This window comes from Asticcacaulis sp., from assembly GCF_027484505.1.
Taxonomy (GTDB): domain Bacteria; phylum Pseudomonadota; class Alphaproteobacteria; order Caulobacterales; family Caulobacteraceae; genus Asticcacaulis.
The window spans coordinates 1-18,925 of the sequence record NZ_JAIXSV010000268.1 but is presented as its reverse complement, the minus strand read 5'-3'; the positions used below and the strand labels follow the sequence as shown (position 1 = coordinate 18,925).

The window sequence follows — 18,925 nt, the reverse complement described above, 5'->3', positions numbered from 1 at the left end:
GGTGAACACCGTGCTTCGACACCAGTTGCGCCATCGTCAACTCGCCCCTGATCGCCTCCAGCGCCACCTTCGCCTTGAAATCCGCTGAATACCGCTTCCTCTGTCCCGTCATGTCGGTCGTGCTTCAATAAGGGCGAACCAAGCTTACAAAACTGTCCGGTCACGGGGGACCAGCTCTATCAAGGCCGCTGCCTCTAATGTGTTTGGTTGTCTGCTCACATTGTCTTGTATTCGGAACCTATCCGGGCCTGCCATTCCGGACTGTAGAGCCCTTCTATCGCACCCAGGGGAACTGTTCTGCCCCCGTCGATATCAACGACCATCATATCACCCAGCAGCAGTGCCCGTTCGGTGCCGCCGATATAGGACAGATGCCCATCCTGATCACGCGATTCCCGGAATAGCGACGGCAGGGCCCGTCTGTCGTCAATGGCAAGAGTGCCAGCCAATTCCTGGCGGACGAAGAAGGCATTGTGACCCGCCCGGTTACTGCCGATCAGCGTGTAACCCTTGCGTGCGGCCACCCTTTCCAGCGCCCGGATCGAGGCACCGAAATACAGCCAGGAATAATGCGCCTCGCTGCGCCGGAATTCGGGATCATAAGGAACGGTCAGTGCGTGCAGGTCGCCAAGGACCGCGTTATATTCGCAAATCACGATGTCCGGTCGCACCACATTGATGGCATCGAACACCCAGTAATCGTTGCCATCTATATCAATGCTCAGCAGGCCGATCTCTCCGGCATGGCCGCAGTTGACGATGATCTCATTGATATTGTCCTTCGTAATAAAAGCCTGTTGTGCCGTCAGGTCGTGACGCCAATAGAGTTCGTCGTTTCGAATGGTCTCGATATCGGCGGGGTTGGAATCCAGGACCAGACCGCGCCAATTGCGGTTTCGCATGAGATAACGGCTATTGCTTTCCGTGAAGTCGCCCACGCCAAATTCGATGAAGCGTTCGGTCCGGATATCCAGATTCTGGACCAGCCATTCAATAATGCCATCCTCACCCATCTGCGAGGAAACCCGGAACTCCACATCCGAAAGATGACGGATCTGCCGGCGGCTGCGCATCGCTTCCCCCAGCGCGCGGGCTGTCAGCATGAGTTGCCGGTCAGCCGCGCGCATCAGCTGATCATATTGCTTCCACGGCAATCCCTCTTCAGAGCGCAGGGACATGGGGCGTTACCTTTCACGCAACGGGAGGGCAGAAGGCCTATGCCCTAAGATAATCACAGTTGCGGCACAGGGGATTATCGACCTTGTTATCCAGGAACTGCCGGCGCAGGTTGCGCATCGGCTCACCGTTCCATATTTCTTTCAGCGACTGCTGCCCCACATTTCCCAGCACCAGCCGCTTGTCATAGTCATAACAGCACGGCACGACGTCTCCGTCCCAGGTGACCGTCATCCGGGTCCGGGGAAAGGTGCAGGTGATATGGTCGCGGCGTACCGTCGGACGTTCCCCATCCAGCCGGCTGACATCCGGGGCGTTGCCGTCCCAGGTGACAAAAGACTTGTCATAGAAGAAATCGACCCCTTCCAGCCCCGACCAGAAGTCGCGCGTGCGGGCAATGCTTTCCTTGTTCTCCCCGAACAGGATCATCGACACGCAGATCACGACGTCGGACCCCATGGCTTTCTTCAAATTCAGAAAATCCAGCAGATGGCGAACCGACGGTTCGTAAGCGTCCTTGATGCCACGTATCCGCTCGAAAGAGGCATCGTCATGGCCATCGATGGAGAGGTAGAGCTTGCGGGGTTCCGCCCGCAGCAGCGCCTGCGCGATGGGTGGCTTTAGCAGCAGCGGGTTCAACGACAGGGCCGTGAACACCCCCCGCGCCGAGGCGTAGGCGATGAAACGGTCGAACTCCGGATGCACTAGACTTTCCCCGAAATGATGCAGCCAGCATTCCGACCCCATCGCCTGCCGGGGATTATCCTGCACATATTCGTCAATCACCTTGCGGAACAGGTCGAATTCCATCAGTCCCTGCGCCCGCGTCATATTGTGCGTCCGCGCGCACATGATGCATTTGAAAGGGCAGCGGTTGGTCAGTTCGATGTTGAATATCGAATAGGGGGCATCGATCCATGTCGGGTCCCCGACCGCTTTGACCGCCTCCGCATGCGCTTGCACCATGTGATCTATCCCCCGAAGCCGGCTGCGATCAAAAGCGGCATCAGCGCCTCACCCGATGGTCCCAACAAACGCAGCGTGACGGCAATCCATTGGCTTTCCTCCCGCACGGCATCGGCGATCAGGCGCTTTGCCTCCTCCATCTGCTTCAGGTCCAGAAGGGCGCGTGCACGGCCAAGACGCGGTAGCGCATGGCAGGCGAAATCACCGCATTCCCCATTGAAATCCGCCAGGGCCTCAGACGGTCGGTGACGCGCCAGCCCTATCAGGCCATGGAAGACGCGCGCCCGCAAAGTATCGGGATCATCACGCCTGCCCTCATTGATGGCGTGTTCCGCCGCATCCAAATCACCCGCCCGTAGATGCACCAGTCCCCGGATGATCAGCGCCCATTTCATCCAGGGATGTTCTGCCCGGACATGGTCACAGATTTCCATCGCCTCCCGCAGACGGTCATGCAGCAGATGGGTGTAGCCGATCATGAGACCCGCCCAAACCCGCAGCGGGTCGGTGCTGTTGCGGACCCGCCAGTAACATTCCAGAGCCTGTGTATCTTCGAACCGGAGCCGATGAAACTGACCCAGGACATACCAGGACGACATCCGTTCCGGTGCCAGGGCGAGCGAAGCCAGCAGGTCCCGTTGGGCCTCCATCTGGCGATTGAGCAGCAGGTAGGAAAAGCCCTTCTGATGCAGGATATCGAACATGTCGTCAGCATGGGGGGCGGCCAGATCGCACCAGCGCAGGGCCTCCTCGCTGTTACGGCGCAACTCCCCGGCGACCATGATCACCGTTTGGGGACGGTAGGTGACGGAACCTGGATCCAGCGACAGCGCGCGCCGGGTCAAGGCAACGGCCTCGCTCCCCTCTCCATGGCTATGTGCTGCCTCCGCCTCGTCAAGAAGAACCATGGCCTGATCTTCTGCTTCACCCGCGAAAATCTCATCCAGGGCGGCGCGAGCCCATTCTCTTGCCGCCGCTCCCTCAAATTGCCGGATCACGCGCAGGGCGAAGCCGTACCGGTCGGGATCTGCTTCAACCATTGCCTGAAGGGCGGAGACCGTCGCGTATTCTGTGGCCGCACGCGCGTGGTCGCGGACGCTCTGCTGGTTCAAACGGACCAGAAGTGTTGCGGCAAAGCCGTACTGTCGGGGGTCCAGCGTAACCAGCCGCTGTAACTCCGCTATCAGCGCGGCGTGGTCGTGCGCATCCAGGAAGGCGGATGCCATATGATGGCGATAGTTTAGAACCGTGTTGAGGCGAACTGCGTCCCGCCAATGCTCGACACACCCTTCCGTAATGTCGGCCCGTTTGCCGGCGGTGCCGCAGGAAACCATTGGGGCGTTCCGCATCATCCGAATGTTCTCAATCAACCGCCGGGGAAGGGGGCTTAGCGATGTATTATATTCTTATCATTGCATGTTTTGTTGAAAAGGAGATAGAATTCATCTTGTGTGTCAGCGGAAACACGTTACTTAATCTGTAGCCGGTGCGTCAACTGAATCCAAGGAAAGTGGTTCGGGGCGGATGGATGCCGATTACCCCATTCTCTTCAGTCGGCATATGCATTTATCAAGGATTTGTGTGATTGCTGTCTTTGGGGAAAGGGTGACGCTCTGATGCCGATGCAATGCCGCAAGGACGGTCGGCCCAACGCGCGCGTGGTTTTGTTTGCCGTTGCCGGATCATATCAATGACGACGCGGCCTTCTTCCACCGCCTTGCGTGTAGTTTTCCTAAACCCTTTCGAAACTGACGCGCCGTTTGCGGAGCGTGAATTGGCACTGCGCATGCTGGCCGCAGCCAAGGCGATAGGGTGGGAGGCGGTTGTTGCACACCGCGCGGCAGAGATCGAAGCCTTCGATCCCGACATGGTCATATCGCTGCACCCGCAGGTCACGCCCAAGCTGACACGTCATTTCACGGTGGCCTGCCATTGGAATCCGCCCAAACTGCATGAAGCCTATCCCGTTTTCATGAGGAATGAGCGTTCCTATGATGGGTTCCTGACCGCAGGTGACGACCTGCGCCAACGGCTGGCAGATCTGTTCTGGCCGACCGCGCGTCCCCTGCTAACCGCGCCGATCTATCCGAGTTCTCCGGCATGGGCGTTGGAACCAACACTCAATCCCGACAGCCAATTATTTTATATCGGTTCCAACTGGGACGGTAAAAGATATCCCCATCTGCTGAAACGGTTGGCGGCCGCCGGTGTCCTGGCGCTCCATGGACGCCGCGACCGGTGGGCGCATATGGCGGATGCCTTTACGGGCGAGGTGCCATTCGATGGACGATCGGTGATTGAAAAGGCCAATGCGTGCGGGCTTGGGCTGGCGCTGCATCTGCCGGTGCATGCCCAGGCTGCTATTCCCAACATGCGTATTTTTGAGCTGGCGGCGGCCGGCGCGCTGACTATCGCGGATCATCATCCCTTCATCGTGGAGGCTTTCGGTGAGAATGTACTCTATGTCGACTTGAAAGCGGGCGAGATGGAGGTCGCCGAACAGATACTGGCCCATGTCGCGTGGGCGCGGGCCAATCCATTGCGCGGTCGGGAAATGGCGCGGGCGGCACAGGCCATCTTTGTGGAAAGGTTCAGCCTGGAGAAGCTGTTCGCACCCTTGCCGGATCTGTTGGAGCGGGGCCGCCGAATGCTCGGCTTTGAGCGGCCTTTGGACCCGGCAGCGCAGGTGCCGGTTGACCTGGTTCTGCCGGTGGAACCGGGTGGCTGGGACGATGCCCTTGCTCGGGTTGAGGCCGTGGGCATGCAGACGGCAGGGCGTATTGGGGTGATCCTTGCGCATTCTGGCGATGTCACGGTCCCTGAAAGGCTGCTGCGCCCTGTGGCTGATTTGCGGATGGTCCGCGCCCCTGACGGGGCGGCGGCCGGGACGGTGTTATGGGCTGGATTGCGTGCGGCCATGGCTGATTGGGTCGGCATCGTTCCGCCAGGGGCCAGGCTCTTTCCCAACCATGTGGCTACGCTGCTTGCAGCGGCGGCGGAATTGGATGTGGATGTCGTGCATGGCGGCGCGGTTCAGCCCATGGTGCCGGAAGAATGCTACGAGTTGTTCCAGGCAGAAGCCCGCCCGGTTCCGGTGGGTTTTGACCCCGTGGAAACCACCACCGTCGAAGCCACCGCGTCCACCTTGCATCCAGCCAGTCTGCTTATACGGCGCGCGCGACTGACATCCGTTCTTCGCCGCGATCCTGAACTGGGTGAGGCTGCGGCGGGGTTCCTGGCGCACCGGGTGCTGGCGGGTGGTCTGACGGGCAGCAGTGGCCTGCTTACCGTCAGCGTCGACCGTCGGGCCGATGCGCCGGTTTTCGCGGCGCGGGAACGCGTGCAACGCTTGTCTCTTTTGCGCCCGCCAGCAGCCGTGAATGGCGGTAGTCCGCGCCGGGAAAGCGAAATGGCCATTACCGGTTTCACCGACCCGGACCCGGAGTTGGCAGCGCGACTGCCGCGTCTGTGGGGCCATGCCGACTTTGCCAGCCTGCCTCGGGACCGGCCCATCTACCTTTATGGTGCCTCACGCGGGGGCCGTATCGTGAAACAGGAGCTGGATCGCTGGTCTGGCCTGGCACCAACGGGTTTTGTTGACGGTCTATGGGCCGGCGACGCCTGGGGCCTGTCTGTTTCATATCCGGAAAGCATCGCTGATGCCCTGCGGGATGCCACTGTGATCATCTCCAGCCAGCATGTCTCCGAAATCGCCCGGCGTCTTGCTGCCATCGGCATCGCCGAACCCTATAACGCCTATCCGTTCATTGCGTGGCAGGTTCATATTGATAATCTGGCAGAGCAAGGGCGCAGATAGCGGTCGCTACGGCACCCCTTTCCGGTCACGGTGCCAGGCAAGGGCCGTCGGAAGGGGACCCCAATGGAGGGGGTTTGACAATGCGGGTTGGGGTTTTCAGGGGCCTGTCCGTTTCTGCTGGCGGTGGCTATCAGTATGAAATGGCGCTGCTGGATGCTCTGTCCGATCTCGCGCCTGGGCTGCCATATGAACTGCTTTGCGTCAGCAACGACCCGGATGGTCTGCGCGGAAATCTGCACGCCCGGCGGCTTCGTTACGGCAATATGCCGATTGTGCCGCTGCATGATCTTCATGTTCAACAGCAGCCCCCAGAGGCGTATCTGGTGCAGCCGCGCGATGCACTGGCTGTCACGCCGTCCGATGTGACGGGGCCGGATATCAATCTCGGTCGGGCATTGAGGGAGGAGGGGGTGGACCTGTTATTCTCCCTCTATACCCCGCTGTTCGGGCCGAAACCGCCGATCCCCTTCATCGTGCCGATCCACGACCTGCAGCATCGTATCCAGCCGGAATTCCCGGAGGTGGGTGGCAAGGCGGAGGTGGAAATCCGCGACCACAGTTTCCGCACGCTCTGCCAGTACGCGACCCTGGTCCTGGTGGATTCCGAGGCCGGACGACTGGATGTGCGGCGCTTTTACGGGGATGTCATCGACGATGACCGGATCCGCGTACTGCCATACTTTCCACCGGCGCGGCGCGTCCAACTTCCCAATGACAAGGACAGGGCGCGTGTCCGCCAGCGCTACAGCCTGCCCGACCGTTTCTTTTTCTATCCGGCACAGTTCTGGCCGCACAAGAACCACCGGCTGATCGTGGAGGCGCTGGCCCGACTGCGTCATGAACAGGGGGGATGCCCGACGGTTGTCTTCGCCGGTGGCTATGCCGATCCGCTTCGTGCCCGGACCTTCATTGACGTCATGGAGATGGCCGGGCGATTGGGCGTGGGCGGCCATGTCCATTACCTGGGTTTTGTGCCGGACCGCGACATGCCCGCCCTGTACAGCCTGTCGGCGGGTCTGGTGATGCCGACATTCTTTGGCCCGACCAACCTGCCGCCGCTGGAGGCCTGGGCATTCGGGCGTCCCGTCATCACAACCGACCTGCCCAGCATCTGCGACCATCTGGGCGATGGCGCCCTCTATGTCGATCCGCGCGATCCGCAAAGCCTGGCCGATGCCATGCGCAACCTATGGCACGACCAGGGTCTGTTCGTCGGATTGATGAGGAATGCTGCCCGGCGCCTTGACAGTTTTCGCTATGAGGATTTCCTCGATGCGCTGCGGCGCATCCTGGATGAAGGGGTGGAGCGGGTGCGGACGGGATGCACACCGGTCATGCCGGACAGTTGGCATATCGATGACGCGGGGAGTACCTGATGGGTATTTTCAGCGGCGTTTATCCAGACCATCAGACGACCCGCCCCCAGGCCCAGTCCTATGATGATGCCCGTGTTGTGGACCGGTTGGCGGAAATCCAGGCAAGGGCGGCATGGGATGGCAGCCTGCATCCGCTGGCCCAGCAGATGGCCGCCGCTTTCATGGCGGCCATCGTACGGGCCGGCTGCCCTGATCGACGCATCCGTGTCTGCGATGTCGGGGGTGGGCTGGGCGGCAGCCGGAATGCGATGGCAGGCCTGCTGGGCGGCACAATCCACCTTGACTGGGACATTGTGGAAACGCCGGCCCTGGCAAGGGTTGGCAATGAACGCTTCGCATGTCCGGACATCCGTTTCCACGACAGTCTTGATGCGCTGCAGGATCGGGAACATGACATCATCATCGCGTCGGGCGTTCTGCAATATCTGCCCGACCCGGCGGCAGTGTTCGCCCGGCTGGCCCGCCATCCCCATCATCATCTGGTACTGAACCGCTTTCCCGTTCGTCACGGTCCGGATGGCGCACAGGACGATATCTGTACCATTCAGGATCTGGCGGCGCTGCTGCCCGGCGTCAGCGTGCCCCATTGGTGCTTTTCGCGGCCACTCTGGCAGTGCCTGATCGAGCGCAGCCACACATGTGTGGCGCACTGGACCGATGATTTCGATGGCCGTCACCCCCTGCCGGATGGCAGCGAGGTATCATTCGTCGGCATGCTGCTGTCCCGGGGGATAGGGCAATGATCGAAACTGTCGGCCATGATGGAAAGACGTTGGCCATCATCATCCGGGCGGAATTCCGGGAGCCTGGTATCCATTTCTTCACGCCTTCCAGCTTTTCCCAGCAGCTCGGTTTCATGCGGCACCCGACCGGCAAGGTCATCGAACCGCATCTGCACAACCCCGTCCTCCGGGCCGTCGATCTGACGCAGGAGGTTCTGATGATCCGGCGTGGTGTGCTACGGGTCGATTTCTACGCCGGGGACCGCACCTATCTGCATAGCCGCGAATTGCGGGCCGGTGACGTGATCCTTCTGGCGTCCGGCGGTCATGGTTTTCAGGTGATCGAGGAGGTGGAGATGGTGGAGGTCAAGCAGGGCCCCTATACGGGCGACACCGACAAGACCCGCTTCGATGGTGTGTCCATTCCACCCGTAGGATCGGCACTATGATCCCGGTCAGCGCACCATTGCTGAACGGGCGGGAGATGGACTATGTCCGTGAGGCTGTGGAATCCGGCTGGATTTCCTCCGAAGGGCGGTTCATCGCGGCGTTCGAACAGCGCTGGGCGGAATATTGCGGCGTGCCGCATGGCATCGCGGTCAGCAACGGTACTGTCGCCCTGCAACTGGCCCTGCGCGCGCTGGATCTGCCAGCGGGTTCGGAGGTCATTCTGCCCAGTTGCACCATTATTTCCTGCGTGCTCGCGGTGCTGGAGGCGGATTGCGTGCCGGTGCTGGTGGACAGTGACCCGCAGACATGGTGCATGAATGCAGATCAGGTTGCGGCAAAGATCACGCCGCGCACGCGGGTGCTGATGCCGGTGCATCTGCTTGGCCATCCCTGCGATATGGCCCCGCTCCGGGAACTGGCCGACCGGCACGGGTTGCTGATCGTGGAGGATGCGGCGGAAGCGCATGGCGCGGAATATAACGGGCGCCGCTGCGGCAGTCTGGGAACATTGGCCTGTTTCAGCTTCTACGCCAACAAGATCATCACCACCGGTGAAGGGGGGATGATAACCACCGCTGATCCCGTTCTGGCGGAGCGGTTGCGCGCGATGCGGAACCTGTGCTTTCGCCGCGACCGGCGGTTCCTGCATACCGAACTGGGGTTCAATTACCGCCTGACCAACATGCAGGCCGCCGTCGGTCTGGCACAGGTGGAACGGATCGGGGAGCATATCGCCATCAAGCGCCGCATCGCGGCCCGTTATCTGGAGGGTCTTCATGGTTTGCCGCTGACGCTGCCGGTGGAGCGCCCGTGGGCACGCAATGTCTATTGGATGTTTGGTCTGGTTCTGGATGATGGCGTCCCGTTTGATGCCGATGAACTGGCCATCCGTATGCGAAAGGAAGGGGTGGACAGCCGCCCATTCTTTTTGGGCATGCATGAACAGCCCATCCTGAAGGCGCGCGGCCTGTTTGAGGGCGAACAATATCCTGTGGCGGAACGGCTGGCGCGCCGGGGGGTCTATCTTCCCTCCGGCCTGGGCCTTGGCCCGGCGCAGCAGGAGACGGTGATTGATGTCATGCGGCAGGTGTTGGCATGAACCCGGTCTTCGGCCCTGGCTATGCCTCGGTCTATGACCTGCTGTACCAAGACAAGGATTATGCGGGGGAATGCGATCTGCTGACCCGGCTGTTCGCTGATTTTGGCGTAAGCCCCATCGGTTCCGTGCTTGATCTTGGCTGCGGTACGGGGGGGCACGCGCTGCCGCTGGCCCGGCGCGGATTTCGCGTCACAGGGGTGGATGCTGCCCCGGCGATGCTTGATCTTGCACGCGCCAAGGCCGCCACGGGGGCCGGTCCGGCAGCGGCCATCGATTTCGTGCATGCAGACATACGCACATTCCAGCTCGGTAGGCTGTTCGACGCCGCGATCATGATGTTCGCGGTGCTGGGCTATCAGAGGGAAGATGTTGACGTACTTTCCACCCTGTCGGCTGTCCGGGGGCATCTGGTGCCGGGGGGCCTTTTCCTGTTTGATTGCTGGCATGGCCCCGCTGTTCTGGCCCTGCGGCCGGAAGATCGGGTGCGCACGATCGGGCAAACCGATGGACAGATTGTCCGCACCGCCCGCACCGATCTTGATATCGACGCCCGGCTGTGCCGGGTAAATTTCACGGTCACGCGGACCATCGGTGAACAGCGCCTGGAGGATGTGCAGGAAACCCATGCCATGAGGTTTTTCTTTGCCGATGAACTGCGGACTTTCCTTGCGGCTGCCGGGTTTCGCCTGGAGGCGCTGCGGGCCTTTCCCGACACTGCGCGGCTGCCGGATGAGACAAGCTGGAGCGTTATCGCTATCGCTCGGACGATAGACTGAACAGTGTCAGTTTCGGTTGTGTCGTGTGGTTCAGGCTTCGGAAGATTCCGTTTCAATCGCCTGCACTTTATCTGCGGCAGGACAAGGCGGGAAGTTCGGCAGCGAAAACCCGGTCGGCCAGGGTCCGCTCTTCATCCGTCAGGACGGTATGATAGCAGTCGCGATGGCCCTTATTGATGAAACGGCGACCGTGATTGTAACCCCGCGCCAGTTCCGGACGGTAGAAGACGCCTGTTCGCCGATGGCGGGCCTCTTCCTCCTCCAGGGCTGCCATGGCTGGCATCGTGCTGCGGGCGATGGCCCGTTCCATTCGGGTAAGAGGGATCGGCAGTTCCAGAAACGCGAGGATTCCCGTCAAGGTTTCGACAGGCTGGTCAACAAGATCGGTATAGGTCACCAGATGGACCGGCACCATCCCCTGGTCCAGCCACGAGCGGACATGCTGTCGCCATGTGCCTGAGACATCGAACCCGGCCCCCCCGGATGACAACCAATGTTGCACGAAGCCCTTCAACGCCGCCGCGTCCGCCGGCGCGCCGCAAGGGTCCAGATACTGCCGGTAATCCCAGGCCGACATCATGACGTCAATCGGATGACGGATCAGATAGATCGCCTTTGCTGTGCGCCTGATGCCGGGCCTGTCGCATGCGAAAGGGAAATGCGATTTGATGATACGGGGTTTGTCAGGCTCACCAAAAGCCAGATCAGGCCAAGCATGGATATCGATCACATACCGGCGCTCCAGATCGCGAATATCCACCCCGTCATCAAAAAGACAGTGAAACAGCAGGAAGGACAGATATGTGACCCCCGACTTCGGAAAAGCCGACAGACAGAGCAGATCCCGCATCAACTACCCCGTGTGACCCTCGCCATTGGCCAGCATTCCCCTCCCATCATCACCGACTGTGACGCCGGCTTCCAGCGTTCAGTGACAGGAATGAAGGGGAGCAGTATCGATTCCCAAGGATTGTTGATTTTGTTGATCATCGTCTGATGAACACCGTGCTTCGACACAAGCTGCGCCATCGTCAACTCGCCCCGGATCGCCTCAAGCGCCACCTTCGCCTTGAAATCAGCTGAATATCGCGCCCTCTGTCCCGTCATGTCGGTCGTCCTTCAATAAGGGCGAACCAAGCTTACCAAACTGTCCTGTCACGGGGGACCAGCTCTGGGGCGACATGAACCTGATCGCCAACCGCAATGAATGGTTCCCGGCCCAGAGCCGGTTTATCGACGGTATCGACCGTGACCGTACCCAACAGGTCAACAGCAAGGTCGGCGTCATCGCCTTCCAGGATATGCAAGGCAAGTCGCTGGCCTTCATCATCAATTATGCGGTGGAACCGGTCTTGATGGACAATATCAAGACAGAGATCAGCGGTGACCTGCCGGCTGCCGTTTCCCGGTACATTGAGGGGCGCCTGGGGGACAAGGTTGTTGCCATGTTCACCATTGGCGCTGCGGGCACCCCGCTCTATCGGTCCCATCCCGATCCCGATTATGGCCAGTCCGATCCGCGGGCCATCATGTCCGCCTATGGTACACTTTTGGGGGAGGAAGTGATTGAGACGGCCCGTGCCATACGTGACTTCAAATCCGACATCCTGGTCGGGGCCGGGCGCGACCAGCTGACCTGTCCCGGCAAGCGGACGACCCCGCTTAACCTGCGCAAGATGTGCGCACATGAGCCGGGATCGACTCTACCTGCCTGCAACTTTACCACCACCGATGCCGCACCTGTCAGCCTGTCGATGGGGGTCTTGAAGATCGGGGACGTCACCATGGTCCAGACGGACGCCAATGTGACACCGGCCTTGGGCGCGAAGCTGGAGAAATTGTCGCCGGCCAGCAATACCTGGGTGGTGGCGCTGACTTTTGGTCCCATGCGCTTTGTGGTGGATGAGGCCGCATACCCGCTGAACACCTACGAAGCAACGGCCAGTTGGGCGAAGGCGGGCTGTGCGGAGGCCGGCTATCTGGATAAGGGACTGAGCCTGATCGACCGTGTGGCCGGCAGCGTTCGTAGATAACGATGGGGCGGCACTCCGCCCGTGCCGCCCTCACCGCAAATCCCGTGAGCAAGGCTGTGGCCGGTGATTGGCGGGATGTCCGCTGCCCTGTGGAGGAGTGGTCATCCCCCAGCCAGTCGTTGGCGCAGCCAGATGTGGGCCGGATCATGCTGCTGCCGTTCGTGCCAAACGGCGATCTTGGTGAAGCCCGTGACCGGCAACGGGGCAGGGCGTGTGACGATGCCGGCCTTGTCACGGCTCAGGCGTTGCGGCACAAGGGCAATCATGTCCGACTGCCGGACGAGTTCGATCAGCACCAGAAAGCTGGGAACGGTTGCAATCACCTTCCGCGTTCGTCCCAGCTGGGCCAGCGCATGGTCGGTGGCGCCACTGAAACGCGTGCCATCATGTGACATGATGGCGTGGTCCAGGGCGCAAAACCGGTCCAGGTCCAACGCATCGGCTGCCGGATGCCCCTCCCTCAGAATGCAGATATAGCTTTCATCGAACAGGCGGCGGGCCCGCAGCGTCTCTGGTGCCATTTCCGGGGTTACCAGCGCCAGATCCAGCAGGCCGGCCTCCAACTGGGCGGGGAAGGCACGCGTGTCCACCGGCTGGACCGCCACGCGAAGACCGGACGCTTCCGTTCGCAGAACCCGCAGAAGGGGAAGGATCACGGCAGTCTGGGCGTAATCGGTCGCCGCGATCCGCACGGTTGCCTGGACGGTGGCCGGATCGAAGGCGGCCGGCTGCAACAGCGTTTCGATTTCGGCCAACATCCGCCTGACGGGTGCCGCCAATGCCTCGGCGCGCGGCGTGGGCAGGATGCCGCGTTGGGTGCGCAGGAACAGCGGGTCGCTGAACACGTCACGCAAGCGGGCCAGCATGCCGCTGACGGCGGGCTGGCTCAACCCCAGCCGGTCAGCCGCGCGCGTGACTGAACGGGTTTCGATCAGCGCGTCCAGGGCCTTCAGCAAATTCAGATCCAGGCCGCTGATATTGTTCATGCTGATATCTGAAATATTAATCGCCAATTTTCATTATGACACGTTCCGGCCTACCTATCCAGCATCAGGCGGCCCGGAATGGTCGGGCCCCCTCATCGACGGAACCCCACCATGTCCGATATCATTTGGCCCGCCGGCTATGTTCCCGGCTTTACAGATAATTATGTCTCTAACGAAGTGATCGTGGCCGGCCTGACCGCGGCGGATATCTGGCCATTTCTGGCCATACCGTCACGCTGGCCGGACTATTATGCCAATGCTGCCGATGTTCAGATCCATGATGGAAAGGGGCCGGAACTGGGGCTGGGCGACAGGTTTTTCTTCCGCACCTTCGGCTTCCCCGTGCCGGCCAAGGTGGTGGAATGCGTACCGCCAGTACCAGGTCAGGCGGCCCGTATCGCCTGGCACGGCTGGGCGGGGGAGGTCGGGGCCCCGGATCGGCTGGATGTGCATCATGCCTGGCTGATCGAAGACCTGTCGGCGGGGCGCGTGCGCATCCTGACCCAGGAAACCCAGAACGGCGCCCCCGCCCGCGAACTGGCGGCCGCGCGACCCAATCCCATGATCAATGGTCACCAGGATTGGCTGAACGGACTTGTCGCGGCGGCCCGCCAGGCCAAGGCCTGACTGGATCAGGGGGGGATTGCCCCCCCCTGATCCAGTTGGTGCTTGTCAGGGAATGAAAGCGTAGGGCTTGAAGAAGTCCGCCCCTGCCCAGATCGGCGACGGGCCGGTAAACAAGGCCGGCGCCCGTTGATAGCTCTCGGGCTTGTTGGGATCGCCCTTGCCGTCATAGCGGGCGATTTCCGGATAGGGGAAGAGGGGGCGGGCGCGGTCAATCACCGGCCCGGCTGCAAGCATTGGGTCCATACCCGGTGGCGGGCCGCCCGCGCCGTTCGGGGGCGGTCCATTCGGCGGCGGTCCGCCGGCCCCACCCGGGCCCATGCCGCGCGGGGCTTCGGCCGCACCGAAGCCCCGGCCTTGCTGCGCCAGCTTCTTGTCCAGCGGTTGCTGGCGGGCCAGGATTGTGTCGGGGGCCTGTCCCCCTTCTACCCAGGCCATGATCGGCGTCAGCAGGTCGATATGGCTCGGCCCCTCGCCATTGCCGCAATGGTTTACGCCCGGCAACAGGTACAGACGCTCGAAACCGGCCGCTTTCTCTTTGCCCATCTGGGCCTGAACCGCCTCATGATAGGCGACAGTGTTCAGGGGCGAGATATGTTCATCTGCCCAGCCATGCCAGAGGATCAGCTTGCCGCCAGCCTTCTGAAACCCGGACAGGTCTGGGTTGGTGGTGTCATAAAGCGGGTGCAACGCGCGCAGCCGGTCCAGCGTCGCCTTATCAAAAGTGAACTCAGCAAGGGTGAAGCTGGCTGGTGGGTTCTGCGGGAATACCAGATTGCGGATGGCGTCCAGGGCGATGCGTTCGCTGAACGGGGCCTGGCTGGCGTCGCGCGGCACGAAAACGCCGGCCCAGGCCAGTTCTGAACCGGGTTGCGGACTGCCCGCGACAAGCCTCTCCCCGTTGGCCGGGTCACGCGGTCCGTCATAGAGGGCGCGCAGGGCCGCGGCTTCGGTTGCCGACAGGCAATCCGTTCCTTTTTGCGCCGGATCATCTTTGCAGATCAGGGGCTTCTCATCCACCCGACACAGGCGCGGTTCGCTGATCAACGCATCCTTCTGCCCGTCCAACGCATCGCACTGGGCCAGGACAGCCTTGTGAATAAGGGACAGCCGGTCGGCGGTGAGGATTGGCTTGCCATCATTGCCGGTATTAGCACGCGCCAGCCAGGCATGGTGCAGACTGTTCTGCACCTGGAAGATCAGGGCAGGGGCCCCGGCAATGATGCCATTGAAATCCTCTGGATAGCGCTGCGCCTCCATCAGGGCTTCGCGGCCGCCGTCCGAACAGCCGCTGAAATAGGAGAAGGCGGCCGCTTGCCCATAAAAGGCCCGGATCAGCTTCTTCGCCGCCACAGCGGTCAGATGCACGGCGCGGTGGGCGAAATCGGAACGTTTCTGAGGGTCGGCACCGAACTCTCCACCGCCCCCCTGATGGCCCATATCGGTGGAGGCCAGCACAAAGCTGCCCGCGCCCAATGGCGCACAGCCATCCGCCGCACCGACATTCAGCGAGATGCGGCCGCACAAACCACCGCAGCCCACCTGCAGGTATCGTTGGTTCCAGCCCTGCACCGGCAGGGTCACCTTGAAGCCGATGGTGGGGGATAGATTGCCCTCCACTGTGCATGTCGGTGCGCTGCCATTGCTGCTTTCCGCCGCCGCCGTCACCGTGCTGCCCGGCCCGCCGATATCGGTCAGGTCTACATCCTTCAAGGCCGTGCAAGACAATGCCGGTTTTACCAGCGGCAATGCCGCCGGCCCGGGGCCGGCGGCATCAGCAAGGGTTGGGATCGGCAGCAGCGCCAGGGCCAGTGCCCAGGTCCATATCTTCATCCTGTCAACTCCTTGGCGTCACAGCAACGCCAGCAACGTAAACGGCGTAGCCACCAGGGCATAGAGCACCCAGCGGGGACGATAGGTCAGAAGGGCGACCAGGATCGTACCACTGATGGCGGCGGTACCGAACCAGAGGATCAGTCCATTTTCCCAGCCCCAACCTTCCACGCCGATGGCGGCAGAAACAATCAGCAGAAAATAGCCGGCGAGCCGCACCGGCAATCGCCAACGTGCCGCCAGGGGCTGTTTGGTGACCTGAGTTTCGTGCCGGTCCATGGTCATGGCCATCAGCACGAACCCGGCGTAGGCGGTCATCAGCAAGGTGATGAACATCATGGTGTCGGTTCCTCCTATTCCGCCGTGGCGGTGGCGGTTACCACCGACGCTTGCGGCGTGGCCCGGCCCGGCTTCTGCTTGGGCTGATGGCGCTGCACCTTCCAGGCGGCATAGGCCATCATCAGCCCCGTCAGCAGCACCGTGCCGTCAAAACCCACCAGCAGCCAGCGGCCGGCAAACAGGCTGTTGATCAGGTTATAGGGCGTGGTGAGCCCGTTCAGTACCGGCAGCAGGCAGAACAGGGCTGCCGCCGCCACAAGTTGTTCGATCCAGGCCTTCTTCAATGGCCGCACCAGAGGATGCACAAAGGTCAACAGCCAGACCAGGAAGAAGACATTGATCTCCCATTCCGCACGGCCGGGTATGCCCGCCGGTATCAGGCGGTTCGCCCAGAAATGGGCGGCTATGGCCACCGGCATGCCGGCAACGGCCCCGACATTCAGGTGGGCCACCAGCTTCTGCCCGAAGGGCGCGTCGGCCCCCCGCAACTGGGCCGCGCGCTTCACCGACCAAAGGACCAGGCCCGTGGCCACCATCAGCGTGCCGCCGATACCGGCCAGGAAAAACACCCAGCGCAGCACGGGCTCGGCGAAACGGGCCCGGTGCAAACTGTTCAGGGACGCGGAAACCGCGCGCACGGCCGTGCGATCCGGTGTGCCAACGCTTTCCAGCAGCGTGCCAGCGCGCGCGTCGAACCGCATCCGGGTGGTGCCACCGCCACCACCTTCCAGGATGCTGGCGATATGCAGGGGGGCGAATTCCAGAACCGGCTTTGGGCCTGTCGGGTTGTTGATGGTGAAGCGGCCCACGGGCTGGCCCCAGGCCTGCTCGGCGGCGGCCATCATGGGGGCGAGCGGGGCGAAGCTGCCCGCACCGGCGGGGGCAGCGGTGTCTACCCCTTCGGCCCGGCGACGACCGCCACCGCCACGGGCGCGGCCTTCCCCTTCTTCCTCCCCGTCCATTTCCATCATGGGTGGGCGCTGGCCACCGCGCGTGGCCTCCTGCCCCCCGCCGCCGGGGGCTGCTGCGACCTGTGCAGCCGGGGCTCCACCGCCGCCGCCGCCACGGCCTTGTATGCCGGCCGCCATGTTGCCCCATGGCATCAGTGTGCCGGCCAGCAGGATCAGACCGGAATAAGTGATCATGATATGGAAGGGCAGCGACAACACCGCCAATACATTATGCCCATCCAGCCAGGAGCGTTGGCCCTTGGCGGGACGGAAGGTGAAGAAGTCCGTGAAGATCTTCTTGTGCGTGATGATGCCGGTAATGATGGCCACGAACATCGCCATGGTGGCGATACCGACTATCCATCGACCCCAGCCACGGGGCAGGGCATGCAGTTCATAATGGAAATGATAAAGGAATTCCCCGCCTGACGTCTCCCGCGGGGTCAGCAGTTCCCCGGTCCCTGCATCCATGAGACGGCTGGGCCCGCCGCGGCCGCCGCCGCCACCGCCGCCACCGCCGCCACCGCCGCCGCCTTGGCTCGCCCCCTGCTCACGCCAGGACAGGCGTACCGCATCGTTGCGGTCGCTGGGCAGGCTCACGGACCAGCTGGTGGCGTTGGGGGCCAGCGCTGCCACCTTGGCCAGCGCGCGTTCCGCCGTCTGGTCATCCGGGACCGAGCCATGCAGCTCCGGTTGCATCCACCAAGTGATCTCTTCCCGGAAAAAGGAATAGGTGCCGGTCAGGAAGACCGCGAACAGCAACCAGCCCAGCAGCAGGCCAGACCAGCCATGCAGCCAGGAATTAACCTGTCGGAAGCCCTGTTTCATCGCATCACCTCAACGGAAGGCCAGGAAAAGAGCACCGAACAGGGCAGCCGGCACGGCAACGCCGATCCAGGCGCGCCAATGGCTGGCCGCTGCATAGGCCCAGATGATGGCGGCGGTGTAGACCAGGAACGCGGTCAACGTGCCGGTTTGGGCGGCATCCGCCTTCTCCCCTGGCAGGCAAACGGCCAGACAGGCCGCGCACAGGGCGGACATGCCATAGCCGGCAAAGACACCGGCTATGGTCCTGGAGATCATATCAATACGGGGTTTCGCATCCGTCCCGGCCCTGGCTTTGGCCGATGCGGTGGGGGTTGCGACCGTCATGTCCACTCTCCCTCAAGAACGGGTCATGGCAAAGCGCAGGGCCGGCGGAAGCGATGCCGCCAGCGCCTGACCATGCGATAGGCCGGGGAATTCCATGAGTTGTACGCGCATGGCTGGAAAAGCCTGCAACCGCACCGCCAATTTGGGAGCGGCATCGGTTGGGAATTCAGCCCTGCCGGGCGGTGGGGGGCGTGCGGGGTCTGCCGCGCGGCTACGGGCTTCCGCGCTGCCTAGCGTGATCAGAACCCGAGCCGCTGCCCCCTGGAAACGCTGTTCCTCGGTCAGGATAAAGCCGTCCTGCCACCATATCGCGGGGCTGGCCGCGATGTAGGTCTGGAAATCCGCGGACCGGGTGAACAGGCTGTGCAAAACCAGCAATCCGCCGTAGGAATGGCCCCAGAGAGCCTGGGCCTTGGCGTCAACCGCAGCCAGCCTTGCCACCCTTGGTTTGATCTCTCGCGAGATCAGATCCAGGAACAGGTCGGCCCCGCCGCCGCGTCGGCCGCGCTCCGGGTTCTCCCAGGTCTCACCCTCCGCATTGGTGGGTGGGGTATAGTCAAAGGCGCGTGCCACCACATCAAAGCGAAGCGGCGTTTCGTAGCCGATGGCGACCAGCAGCGGCGGGC

19 protein-coding genes and 1 pseudogene are annotated in these 18,925 nt (G+C 62.2%); 8 read left to right on the top strand and 12 right to left on the bottom strand.

Going from position 1 to position 18,925, the window contains the following annotated elements; all coding sequences use genetic code 11:
• The 4 genes from Q0072_RS15915 to Q0072_RS15900 form a co-directional block, all read right to left on the bottom strand.
• On the bottom strand, nucleotides 1-112 hold a 112-nt coding region (locus Q0072_RS15915; RefSeq protein WP_298332089.1), incomplete at its 3' end, for a transposase.
• A gap of 103 nt (nucleotides 113-215) precedes the next feature.
• Nucleotides 216-1,178 (bottom strand): hypothetical protein, encoded by a 963-nt coding sequence (locus Q0072_RS15910; protein ID WP_298332086.1) that lies wholly within the window; start codon nucleotides 1,176-1,178, stop codon nucleotides 216-218.
• A 37-nt stretch (nucleotides 1,179-1,215) separates the two neighbouring features.
• Nucleotides 1,216-2,142 carry a radical SAM/SPASM domain-containing protein gene (locus Q0072_RS15905; RefSeq protein ID WP_298332083.1) on the bottom strand — a complete coding sequence of 309 codons (927 nt, stop codon included), beginning with the start codon at nucleotides 2,140-2,142 and terminating at the stop codon, nucleotides 1,216-1,218.
• 5 nt (nucleotides 2,143-2,147) lie between these two features.
• Nucleotides 2,148-3,494, bottom strand: coding sequence for a tetratricopeptide repeat protein (locus tag Q0072_RS15900; RefSeq protein ID WP_298332080.1), 1,347 nt, complete (start codon nucleotides 3,492-3,494; stop codon nucleotides 2,148-2,150).
• Nucleotides 3,495-3,832: 338 nt separating this feature from the next.
• Here Q0072_RS15900 and Q0072_RS15895 point away from each other — a divergent pair, with 338 nt between their 5' ends.
• The 6 genes from Q0072_RS15895 to Q0072_RS15870 all read left to right on the top strand — a co-directional run bounded on the left by Q0072_RS15895 (nucleotide 3,833) and on the right by Q0072_RS15870 (nucleotide 10,382).
• Complete coding sequence (locus tag Q0072_RS15895; RefSeq protein WP_298332077.1) at nucleotides 3,833-5,959, top strand: glycosyltransferase; 2,127 nt, start codon at nucleotides 3,833-3,835, stop codon at nucleotides 5,957-5,959.
• Nucleotides 5,960-6,099: 140 nt separating this feature from the next.
• The gene (locus tag Q0072_RS15890; protein ID WP_298332074.1) at nucleotides 6,100-7,335 is read left to right on the top strand and encodes a glycosyltransferase family 1 protein; all 1,236 of its coding nucleotides are present in this window, start codon (nucleotides 6,100-6,102) and stop codon (nucleotides 7,333-7,335) included.
• Nucleotides 7,335-8,078 (top strand): methyltransferase, TIGR04325 family, encoded by a 744-nt coding sequence (locus Q0072_RS15885; protein ID WP_298332072.1) that lies wholly within the window; start codon nucleotides 7,335-7,337, stop codon nucleotides 8,076-8,078. The genes Q0072_RS15890 and Q0072_RS15885 overlap by 1 nt, the downstream gene beginning before the upstream one ends.
• Nucleotides 8,075-8,506 (top strand): hypothetical protein, encoded by a 432-nt coding sequence (locus tag Q0072_RS15880; RefSeq protein WP_298332070.1) that lies wholly within the window; start codon nucleotides 8,075-8,077, stop codon nucleotides 8,504-8,506. The genes Q0072_RS15885 and Q0072_RS15880 overlap by 4 nt, the downstream gene beginning before the upstream one ends.
• Nucleotides 8,503-9,606: a DegT/DnrJ/EryC1/StrS aminotransferase family protein gene (locus Q0072_RS15875; protein ID WP_298332067.1), complete on the top strand. Its 1,104-nt coding sequence runs from the start codon at nucleotides 8,503-8,505 to the stop codon at nucleotides 9,604-9,606. Before Q0072_RS15880 ends, Q0072_RS15875 begins: the two co-directional genes overlap by 4 nt.
• Entirely contained in the window at nucleotides 9,603-10,382 is a 780-nt protein-coding gene (locus Q0072_RS15870; protein WP_298332064.1) for a class I SAM-dependent methyltransferase, read from the top strand. Before Q0072_RS15875 ends, Q0072_RS15870 begins: the two co-directional genes overlap by 4 nt.
• A 67-nt stretch (nucleotides 10,383-10,449) precedes the next feature.
• Here Q0072_RS15870 and Q0072_RS15865 read toward each other — a convergent pair whose 3' ends face one another.
• Nucleotides 10,450-11,232 (bottom strand): sulfotransferase domain-containing protein, encoded by a 783-nt coding sequence (locus Q0072_RS15865; RefSeq protein WP_298332061.1) that lies wholly within the window; start codon nucleotides 11,230-11,232, stop codon nucleotides 10,450-10,452.
• 134 nt (nucleotides 11,233-11,366) lie between these two features.
• Nucleotides 11,367-11,489: pseudogene (locus Q0072_RS15860) on the bottom strand (transposase); the annotation flags it as partial.
• A gap of 74 nt (nucleotides 11,490-11,563) precedes the next feature.
• Here Q0072_RS15860 and Q0072_RS15855 point away from each other — a divergent pair.
• Nucleotides 11,564-12,415, top strand: coding sequence for a hypothetical protein (locus Q0072_RS15855; RefSeq protein ID WP_298332059.1), 852 nt, complete (start codon nucleotides 11,564-11,566; stop codon nucleotides 12,413-12,415).
• Nucleotides 12,416-12,516: 101 nt separating this feature from the next.
• Here the strand turns inward: Q0072_RS15855 and Q0072_RS15850 are convergent, their stop codons facing one another.
• Nucleotides 12,517-13,401: a LysR family transcriptional regulator gene (locus tag Q0072_RS15850; protein WP_298332056.1), complete on the bottom strand. Its 885-nt coding sequence runs from the start codon at nucleotides 13,399-13,401 to the stop codon at nucleotides 12,517-12,519.
• 111 nt (nucleotides 13,402-13,512) lie between these two features.
• Here Q0072_RS15850 and Q0072_RS15845 point away from each other — a divergent pair, with 111 nt between their 5' ends.
• Nucleotides 13,513-14,028 carry an SRPBCC domain-containing protein gene (locus Q0072_RS15845; RefSeq protein WP_298332052.1) on the top strand — a complete coding sequence of 172 codons (516 nt, stop codon included), beginning with the start codon at nucleotides 13,513-13,515 and terminating at the stop codon, nucleotides 14,026-14,028.
• Between the two features lie 45 nt (nucleotides 14,029-14,073).
• Here the strand turns inward: Q0072_RS15845 and Q0072_RS15840 are convergent, their stop codons facing one another.
• From Q0072_RS15840 to Q0072_RS15820, 5 genes are all read right to left on the bottom strand, one after another.
• A complete protein-coding gene (locus Q0072_RS15840; protein ID WP_298332049.1) occupies nucleotides 14,074-15,858 on the bottom strand; it encodes a tannase/feruloyl esterase family alpha/beta hydrolase in 1,785 nt (594 codons plus the stop codon).
• 18 nt (nucleotides 15,859-15,876) lie between these two features.
• A complete protein-coding gene (locus tag Q0072_RS15835; protein WP_298332044.1) occupies nucleotides 15,877-16,197 on the bottom strand; it encodes a DUF3325 domain-containing protein in 321 nt (106 codons plus the stop codon).
• A gap of 14 nt (nucleotides 16,198-16,211) precedes the next feature.
• Entirely contained in the window at nucleotides 16,212-17,975 is a 1,764-nt protein-coding gene (locus Q0072_RS15830) for a PepSY domain-containing protein (RefSeq protein WP_298332041.1), read from the bottom strand.
• Nucleotides 17,976-17,984: 9 nt separating this feature from the next.
• The gene (locus Q0072_RS15825; RefSeq protein ID WP_298332038.1) at nucleotides 17,985-18,299 is read right to left on the bottom strand and encodes a DUF3649 domain-containing protein; all 315 of its coding nucleotides are present in this window, start codon (nucleotides 18,297-18,299) and stop codon (nucleotides 17,985-17,987) included.
• Nucleotides 18,300-18,311: 12 nt separating this feature from the next.
• The coding region (locus tag Q0072_RS15820) for an alpha/beta hydrolase-fold protein (RefSeq protein ID WP_298332035.1) at nucleotides 18,312-18,925 on the bottom strand (614 nt) is incomplete at its 5' end.